Origin of the sequence: Marivirga sp. (assembly GCF_024636815.1) — a bacterium.
Classification (GTDB): Bacteria; Bacteroidota; Bacteroidia; order Cytophagales; family Cyclobacteriaceae; genus Marivirga.
Map to the genome: position 1 here is coordinate 1 of NZ_JAGXGF010000157.1, position 8,768 is coordinate 8,768.

An 8,768-nucleotide genomic window follows, 5' to 3' on the forward strand; every position below is an offset into this window, starting at 1 on the left:
ATAGTTGCCAATTCTGTTGGTGTAAGGTCTTTCTCAATTACTTGAATGCCACTCAAGCATTCGCCTACAAAAACTTTCTGCCCCTGAATAAATTTGATTTCTGATTGTCCAACATTTTCAGGGCTAGTAGAACGTAATTCTGAAATATTAAAGTCATTCTTAACAAAAGTAATGGGCAGAATATCAAAAGTTAATTCATTGACAAAGGTTGCTTTAGTTAGATTTTTAAATATAATACCATAAATCTGTCTGGGCTGACCATATTCACCTACAACTATACCAGTTAAAATTCGAGGACTTGATAGAAATCTAGCATTACAAAGCGAGCCTGAATTAAGAGCTCCGCGATTTACCTCGACCAGAGTATTCTGTTTGTTTGATAAAATCCACTTTTTACCATCTGGAACAGTTTGTGGATAAGTTGTTATAGTGACAGTTTTTTGAGTAAACCCAATTAGTGGAATAATAAGTAAAGTTAATAGTAATAATCTTTTCATAAGTTCAAGATAGTTATTTCCACTTAATTATTGGCCATTAGCAACCTTCTGTCTGTGCTCTAACTAAAGAGTTTGGCATAATTAAAGGTTTAATTGGAAAAAGATATTTTTATTTTTGCTGATATTTTATCCTGATGCTCGCTTCGGTATTCTTAAAGCATTTTTTCAAACGTATATCAATTTACCTTCATCAAGATTATGCTCATCATTAAGGCGGTATGCTACTAGTTTCCCACCTTTGGCTACGCTGTAATCTAAGCAGCAAATGTTATGCTTGTATAAGGATGGTTCACCTCTTAGCCAGTAATGTCCAAAGAATACTTTTTTATCATCAATTTGATAATGGCTATTGTCAGTTAATTCGGCAGAGGCAATGGGCTGTTCTGGGAGGTTTTCAATTGGTTCAACACTTATTGATTTATAAGTCATCTGGGATGGGTCTTCCCACCATTTGATTCTAATTTCTCTTCTTTTTGTTCCGTCTTTGTCTTTAAAGAAAAGGCCAGCTGGCATTTTCATTTCTTTGCCTTTTAATGTTTGGTCAATCGCTTCATTCAATTTTGTGCCTTTTTTTACTGATTGAAAAATAAGGTCATCGGTTAATCTATCATTAACCAAAGTAGCTTTTAAATATTGAATATTATCATTATCCCAACAAGCATGAACCGCTCTAAAAGTGTCTGTTTCATAATATAGTGGTAGAGTTTTGAACCAATCTATGTATTCTTCATACTCTTTTTGTCTGTTCTGAAATTGTTCAAGGGTTTTGTAGTGTTGAATGATATTCTTAATGAGATGTGTTCTAAGATGACCGCCCTCGGTTTCTTGAAAATGAAAACAGATGGCATTGTATTCGTGGTTTCCCATTAAAGCAATTGCATTATCACTGTCAACCATTGCTTTCACTATTTCTAGTGTTTCTCGAATTTTAGGTCCTCTGTCTATGTAATCTCCAACAAACAAGACTTTCCTGTCTGTGTGGGAGTATGCTCCATTATTTTTTGTATACCCTAATTTCAGTAATAGTTCTTCCAATTTGTCTGCATGGCCGTGGATGTCTCCAATAAGGTCTATCATATCTGTTTGGTTTTTTTATTCAGCGGAGCGTTGTAAGGGCTGCTATTGATACATAAATTAAACTTAAGAATTTTTAGTATAATTTAAAGGTAAATGTTAAGAATTGTTACTTGGTATTAATGGAATCAAATAATTGAACTTAGTCACATCCTGTAACATAGTTAAGATTCTGGAAATTAGTATTTTACGGATTGGGTTTGTGAGTTTAGTCACATCCTAGTCACATGCCTCCAGCCAAAGGCTGGCAAGCTATCCTTAGTCCTTCCCAAAAGAGAAGGAGATAAAGCCCCCAGCCAAAGGCTGACAAGCTATCCTTAATCCTTCCCCAAAAGGGAAGGAGACTAAGATGGTGATGTGGTCTTGTTCTGGTCTTTTCCCACTTAGGAAGGTTTGAGGAGGGTATAAATTATTGTAAACAAGATAGAAAGCACTCATTCTTTATAATGATTTATTTCACAGAATACAAAGTTTTAACAATAACTGAAAAATAAATAACTTTTGATTGTCAATGGATTAACAGTATTATTTCTCAGTTTATTTTTAATTTATTCTTTTTTAACCATTCACCATACTGAAATATTTCTTTACTGTTTCCGCTAAGTTTCTACCAAAAACAATCTTAATCTCGTTTAATATTATTGTCATTAAGAGCTTGGTATTCAGCGACTTGATTTTACCTCGTTTAAATTAAAGGAGGTTCATCTTATTATTTACCATTAGCAAATTGTTGATTCCTTCGGCTGAGGAGTTTAAGATAATACCATTATTTTATATCATTCCTCCTCATCCGCCATATCCTTTCTAAAAATTAGATTATCATTACCAATTACAGCAATTGCAGCAAACCTTTGTTTTTTATCTTCTAAATCGTCATATCTAGCCTCAAGCTCATCCAAAAATTCCGAGCATTTTGAAAGATCTAATAAGCATTTGGTGTAAGTGTTTTCAGAACCGTTTAAAAATTCCAGAGGAGGTAAGTGCTTTTTTATATGTTCTTTGAACCCAGAATCTTCAGTGTTTTGTAATAAATAGACTAATATTTCTTTTTGAAGTATTTTCTCTCTTTCAAATGTGAAGTCCTTTTCAAGAAATATTTTATATGCTTTTGAGAATGTTCTTATTTCATAGGAATATATATTTAGCCTATGTGATTCTTCATGCAAAATATCATAAAGAGAGCTGATTATTTTCCCTATAACCCTGCCGATAAATTTTTTAATCTTTATATCATTCGCGGTTGGATTTAAAAAATTAGTATGAATTTCTCTGGCTAAGTATTTTTTTAAAAAGCTAATAAGAACATCTTTTTCCTTATCATAATGCTGATAATTATAAATGCTAAATCGATCATATCTGGTGGTCTTATAAAATTTGGTCAAGATTTGAAGAAATTCATTATGAACTTTCCCTAGGTGCAAATTGTGTTTTTCCTCAATTCGATTCTTTAATTCAGTATGGTTGTGGGTTCTAAGACTATTTTCTAATTCACTTTGGACCGAATCAAATGAATGTTCAATTAAAACTACATTTGCCTTTAGTAATCGCTCTATACCAACAGAAATAAAATAGAAAAATTCAAATATCTCATCTTCATTATAGAAGTGTTCCATTTGCTCAAAGACAAGTAACCCATCATAAATGAAATTTCCAGATAATTGTACCTCTCTACCAATATTGAAGTTTTTCCAAAATTCTTCCTTTGTCATCTGCGCCATATGCTATTGCTTATGTAAGCTTACCGTGGTTATATTTTCACTATTCACTTTTTCAAATGCTTTAAGTTAAAAAAATAAAGAGACAGAATTTCCTAAATCTTTTCTAGGATAAAAAAGATGAAATTTAGGCAGTGCCTTTTAAAACACTTCTTATAATGGCTTTACCCATCAGGCTTATAATACCACCTTTATCAGTATAGATTGGGTCACCCAATTGTTCCCACATCTCTCTACTTGTATATTCATCTGTTACAGCATCTTTTACTTTCAGAATAGCTCTAAATCTTAGGTAGTTTTCGTTTTCTCTGTTATCAATAATTCTTTGCTTAATTTCATATTGCTTAGACACTTTGTCGCAGATTTCTCTGATCACAATAGCATCTTCTTTTGATATTGGGTATTTTTCTTCAATATCTTTTAAGGCTTGTTCAATTGTGGTTCTTGTAGGCGTATTTCCTCCATCCCCTGCTTTCAAGCCTGTTTTTTTAGTATCTTTTAAAACTCTCAAATTTGTTTTGTGACCATGATATTTAACAGCTCCTTTACTAAGTTCTACATTTTTCAAAAGTTGGGACAGTTCAGATGTTTTCCCTCCTCTACTAAGGTTATTTGCCATAGTTTCGGCAAATACTATAAACTGATGTAAATAGTAATCCAGTGTATAGAACTGCGCTATGAAATAATAAAGCTTGGTGTAACGTCTTAGCAAGCCGATGTAGTTTTTTTGGTCTTCAATGTCCGGAAGTTCCTTTACAAATTTTTCTCTGTACTCCTGATTGATATTGCTTAACAGTGCATCCGCAGTTGATTCTCCTTTTTTTGCATCTGCTTCGGCTACTAAATATGCTTCAATATAGGATTCTATTTCATCTTCAGTAAATACTTCCAATTCCTCAATATTTTCATAAAGCTTTTCGAGTATTTCTTTTTTTGGTTCTGATTCCTTGTAAGGAGTACCTTTTCTATGCTTATTAAATGCTTCAAAAATATTAGAGGTGTTATTTGTAAAATCCACTACCATTATGTCTGCTTGGACTTTATCAGGATGTTGCCTATTTAATCTTGAAACAGTTTGGATGGCATTGACTCCATTGACTACTTTATCCAAAAACATTGCTGCTAAAAGGGGTTGATCAAAACCAGTTTGGAACTTATTTGCTACCACTAAAATTCTATATTCGTCTGTATCAAAAACATCCTCCAATGGCTTTCCTGAATGGAGGGTGTCTAATTCATTTACCTTTATTTCCTCTATCGTTTCGTTGGTAACAGGATCTGTGTAATCACTAAAAGCAAATAAAACTTTATAGGGTAATCCCCTCTCTTCAATAATCGTTTTTAAGTTTTCAAAGTATTTTAAACCAGCTGGGCGAGAGGATGCTACTACCATTGCTTTACCTTTACCATTGATTGTGTTGGCTACTTTTTCTTCAAAAAGATTGATGATTACCTCACTTTTATATTGAATCAGGCCATCATCATTGTAAGCGATATTTTTGAGAAGTTTACTAACTATTCCAACCGGAAATTCCTTCGTTGAAATGGTCTCCTTAATTTTTAGATTAAAAAGGGTTTCATAGGAAATTATGTTTTGGGCTACATCTAAAATGTATCCTTCCTGAATGGCCTCCTCCTCTGAATACACATCAAATGGTTCACCAAAAAATGCTAATGTTTTTGGGGTGGTAGTGGCTGTAAAAGCAATAAAAGCCTGATTTGATGTATCTAGTTTCTGGAGTTTTTCTGATATTTCATCCGTTGGGTCTTGTTCTTCTTCCTCCTGTTCGGCTTCCTCTCCATCTTTCGTAAAAAACTTACGAAGCGTTAAGGCCATTTTACCATCTTGAGAGCGGTGGGCTTCATCAATTAAAAATGCCACCTTTCTGCCTTGCAACTCTTCGCTTTCTTGAATTTTATCTTGAATATGGCTGAATTTATGAATGGTTGAAACAATAATGTCACGATCTTTTTCCAGGAACTTTGCCAAGTCTCCTGCTTTCTTACTGAAGTTTATTTTTTTACCTAAATGTGAAAATAACTCTAAATCATCTCTCACATTTTTATCCAGGCTGATTCTATCCGTAAGGATGACAATGTTATCAAATACCTTTTGATTGTCATTGGTGTAAAGGCTGTCTAGCATATCTGCCATCCAAGCTATAGTCAGGGTTTTTCCTGCACCTGCAGAATGATTAATTAGGTATTTTTTACCTAATGTGTTGTACTCATTAGCATATTGCTGAACATCAAGTGCTACACCTTTACTTGCTCTTAATTGATGATATCTTGGGAAAATACTAAAGGAAGGAATGCTGGTTAGCTGACCATCTTCCGTGACCTTCTCTTGTGCTGGTACAAAAACCAAATAGTGTTCTAAGTATTTCGCTATGTTCTCTTTTGATAGGGCATGACGGTACAAATGCTCTACCGGATATTCACCTTTTGTTTCTGATTTATTTACCAATTGTGCATTAAACCACCTAAAGTTTTTTTCTGAGCTGGGATCAGTAGCTACTTTCACTTCTTTTTCGCTGCTTGCTATATAGAGGAAAGGTAGTTTGTAAATATTATTAGTTAAATCCCGAGGTAAAAAGCTTTCGTAAATGGCATCAACACATATTTGTCTTTCTTCTTCATGCTTTAATTCTATTACGATAATCGGTAAACCGTTTAACCAAATGACCAAATCAATGCGTTCATCGGTAAATGGATTGTAACGATATTCTTTTTTGAAGGCGAAGATATTTTTTTGAAAATTTTTTTCTTGTGTTTTAGTTGTATTGGACCGTGGTTTGGGTTTGTAGAGTTCGATTTGAGTACCCTTTACCAATAGGCCATCTCGCATAATGAGCCACAATTTTTTCTTAGTTAGCTCATCTTTGAGTGCTTTGATGATTTCTTTATCAGTGTCTGTTTTATAGTTTTCCTCTATCTCTGCATATTTATCAGATTGGGTTGCTGTAATGAATTGAATGAGGTCTTTTTCAATGATGTGATAATCTTTATCCGTGAAGTCATCTTTGGTCAGCACCGTGTATTTATGCTCCCCTTCTAGAAAAGCACAAATATGATCTTGAAATAATATTTCTTTATTACTGGGCATATTTCAACCGATTTATTGACAATTTATTGACAATTTATTGACAAAGCAGTTTTTTTTCGGCATCATTTGTCAATAAAATATTTTGTTCCTTTCTTTTCTCCTTCCTTAATTATCTCTTCTAAATCAACCAATTGGTTAATTTGATACCGCAAGGTTCTTATAGGTATTTCTTTACCTACCCGTTGGTGTATTTCACTAATAGCGCTTTTTCCGTATCGTGTTAAGTCTTCTATTATTAGCGCATCTAGCCTATGAGGACTGATATTTTTTAGACTTGTTTTTCCTTTGAAATCATGCTTTTTGAGGACTGAAGGCTCCACGTAATAGGAAGTTCCTTTTGTTTTGCCTCTTGACTTCACGAGTTTGAACTCTAATAATCTTCCTAACCATGTTTTAATGGCTTCTTTTTCTTCCAGCCCTAAAATATTACCAAATTCAATAGCAGTTAAAGAAGTATGTTGAGCAATTAAACCTAGACTAATAATTTCTTTAGACCTTAATTGAAATTCCTGATGCACCTTTTCAATAAACTGAATCACATGTTTATTGACAATTCGTTTCCTAACTGTCACTTTTACCCGATCAAATTCTTCAATTGGCTCAGGAATGGGTTTACCACTAGAAAGCAGAGACTCGTAAATCTTGTCATATCCGGAACCTTCTTTTTCCATGAGCTTTAAATCATAGAATACCTTTGCCAGGTGTGGATTACGCTGAATACTTTTGTGTAAAATATTTTTAGGTGTTACACCAAGAGGCAATAAGCCCGGATTATGAATTTCTAAACGATCGGGATAAAGATTGATAAAAATATCACCCTTGGTAGTATATGGGCGATGTACCAAAGCATTGGCAATAAGTTCTCTGATGACTGCTTCATCATAATTAGATATATTCTTTCTAAATATACCATCTGCTATTTCTACCCCTTCTTTCCAGTCAGGGATTTCATTAAGTACAGACTGTACCAAGTCCTTAGGATTCTTACTGTAATCATCCCACACCAATTTATTTACTTTTTGTTCATCTTCATCGTATTTTATAAACTGAATAGATGGAGCGTAGAGTAATTTGGCTCTATGCTCTCTTTTGCCAATCCATAAAACTCCTAAATTTGTCAGGTGATTTTGAGAGGTGAAAAAATAATGCTCCATAAGTTCTTCCGGTGCTTTATCCTTTACAAACTGACTGACGCGGTCAGAACTCTGGATATCGGATAAAAATTGGGTGAGCTTTTCAATATCATATTCTTTGCTGGTTACATTTAAATAAGATTGTGCCTCCCAGACGAATGCGCCTTTGTCTGCCAACAATCGAGTCAGTTCATCAGGTAAAATGGGCTTACAGTCATCGTCCACTCGCATATAGTAGCGGCCGTTGGAAGTGGAGGCAATGGCAGTGGCATTTCGCTGTACTAGAAGTTGTAAATATTCCGCATGATTTTCAGCTATTTTTAGCTGTGGGATTACACTTACATTAATAGTTCTCCCTTGTATTTGTTTTTGCAGTTTAGCGGGTAAATGCTCTGGTATTTTTTGTCCAACAGGTGGTAAATCTTCATCGTCTTCGATACCGAAATAAATAGAGCCGCCCTGAGCATTGGCAAAGCATACGCAATCCTTCGCTAATTCATCCCAGTCAGGGTTGGCTTTGGTTAGGGTTCTTAATGATTTTTTATCTTGGAGGCTATTTTCTTTCATGACCTAATTATTTTGAATAGTTTCCATTTTGGGAATAGTTGACATATCCACTACCTGCTTTTTACCTGTTACACATTCGTGAATAAGACTTTTGCGATAGTCTTGAAGTATTTTGATTTGTTTTTTCGTGTTGTTTAGGACATTTGAAATATTAATGTAAAGCTTATCTAGCCGATCAGCAATTTTTACTTGATCAGAATATCTAGGCAAAAAGATGTAGGTGTTCCCAAGCTCTTCTTTATTCAAATGGGGTTGAGCGGCTCTAAGCGAAGACAGCAACATTTGATCATTAAGAACATATTTACTCAATAAACAATAGCTGATGAATTTGGCCGAAATACCTGGATTGCATCTAAGGACCATGTCATATCCTGTGATGGCCCCTGCATATTTCTTCGGAATGATTGCAGAATCTGCAGTGTATGCTCCGCTGCGAACAACAATAATGTCATCTTCTCTAAGCACAGGGTCTCTGCTGTATGGAACATCTTCAGGGTCTACATAAAGCATATTTTTTTCATCAATTTGACCTCTGAATACATTTGTTGCTCTTATAATTGGTAAACCTCCGATTAATTCCTTTGGAGGTTGTCCAAGGCCATATTTAATCTCTCCTATTTGTTTTATCCTTTTAATAGACCATCCTGATGGAAGGTCAACATTGTCTCTCTCAGAC

At 34.4% G+C, this 8,768-nt stretch carries 7 protein-coding genes; all 7 read right to left on the reverse strand.

The genetic code is table 11. The annotated features are described in order from the left end of the window. The coding region (locus Q0L29_RS11405; RefSeq protein ID WP_296621752.1) for a hypothetical protein at positions 1-497 on the reverse strand (497 nt) is incomplete at its 3' end. 165 nt (positions 498-662) lie between these two features. After that, positions 663-1,574, reverse strand: coding sequence for a metallophosphoesterase (locus Q0L29_RS11410; protein WP_296621754.1), 912 nt, complete (start codon positions 1,572-1,574; stop codon positions 663-665). Between the two features lie 255 nt (positions 1,575-1,829). Then, entirely contained in the window at positions 1,830-2,009 is a 180-nt protein-coding gene (locus Q0L29_RS11415) for a hypothetical protein (protein ID WP_296621756.1), read from the reverse strand. A 338-nt stretch (positions 2,010-2,347) separates the two neighbouring features. Beyond that, on the reverse strand, positions 2,348-3,289 hold the full coding sequence (locus Q0L29_RS11420; protein WP_296621758.1) for a hypothetical protein: 942 nt from the start codon (positions 3,287-3,289) through the stop codon (positions 2,348-2,350). Between the two features lie 124 nt (positions 3,290-3,413). Then, positions 3,414-6,392 (reverse strand): DEAD/DEAH box helicase family protein, encoded by a 2,979-nt coding sequence (locus Q0L29_RS11425; RefSeq protein ID WP_296621759.1) that lies wholly within the window; start codon positions 6,390-6,392, stop codon positions 3,414-3,416. A gap of 62 nt (positions 6,393-6,454) precedes the next feature. After that, positions 6,455-8,092 carry an ATP-binding protein gene (locus tag Q0L29_RS11430; RefSeq protein ID WP_296621761.1) on the reverse strand — a complete coding sequence of 546 codons (1,638 nt, stop codon included), beginning with the start codon at positions 8,090-8,092 and terminating at the stop codon, positions 6,455-6,457. 3 nt (positions 8,093-8,095) lie between these two features. Further along, on the reverse strand, positions 8,096-8,768 hold a 673-nt coding region (locus Q0L29_RS11435; RefSeq protein ID WP_296621762.1), incomplete at its 5' end, for a restriction endonuclease subunit S.

What these genes read in the sequence shown, in the direction of transcription:
- Q0L29_RS11415 (WP_296621756.1), bottom strand. Translation starts at nt 2,009, where the DNA reads ATGAGTGCTTTCTATCTTGTTTACAATAATTTATACCCTCCTCAAACC.
- Q0L29_RS11410 (WP_296621754.1), bottom strand. Translation starts at nt 1,574, where the DNA reads ATGATAGACCTTATTGGAGACATCCACGGCCATGCAGACAAATTGGAA.
- Q0L29_RS11430 (WP_296621761.1), bottom strand. Translation starts at nt 8,092, where the DNA reads ATGAAAGAAAATAGCCTCCAAGATAAAAAATCATTAAGAACCCTAACC.
- Q0L29_RS11425 (WP_296621759.1), bottom strand. Translation starts at nt 6,392, where the DNA reads ATGCCCAGTAATAAAGAAATATTATTTCAAGATCATATTTGTGCTTTT.
- Q0L29_RS11420 (WP_296621758.1), bottom strand. Translation starts at nt 3,289, where the DNA reads ATGGCGCAGATGACAAAGGAAGAATTTTGGAAAAACTTCAATATTGGT.